Below are 206 nucleotides of genomic sequence, written 5' to 3'. Positions count from 1 at the left end.
GGCTATACCTTGATCCGCCAGCCCGAGCAATTACCCCTGCGCTTGCCGCAGTTGTATCGCCAGCTGACCCAGCCGTGATGGACACGGGCCCCTGTAGCAGCTGCCGAGCCTGCGAGGCTGCGAGGCTGCGCAGCAGTCGTAAAACCAGTCGCCGCGGTGTGTCAGTTAAACCGCGGATTCAGGATTTACGACTGCTGCGCAGCCTC

General features: G+C 62.6%; 1 protein-coding gene. It reads left to right on the top strand.

Going from position 1 to position 206, the window contains the following annotated elements; all coding sequences use genetic code 11:
* Positions 1-78: hypothetical protein (locus E3W21_RS32355; protein ID WP_371927085.1), on the top strand; the 78-nt coding region annotated here is incomplete at its 5' end.
* Between the last annotated feature and the right edge of the window lie 128 nt (positions 79-206).

The sequence above is a fragment of the Pseudomonas sp. F01002 genome (assembly GCF_004402115.1).
Classification (GTDB): domain Bacteria; phylum Pseudomonadota; class Gammaproteobacteria; order Pseudomonadales; family Pseudomonadaceae; genus Aquipseudomonas; species Aquipseudomonas frigoris.
The sequence above is the reverse complement of the archived record's forward strand: the minus strand, read 5'-3'. Positions and strand labels throughout refer to the sequence as shown.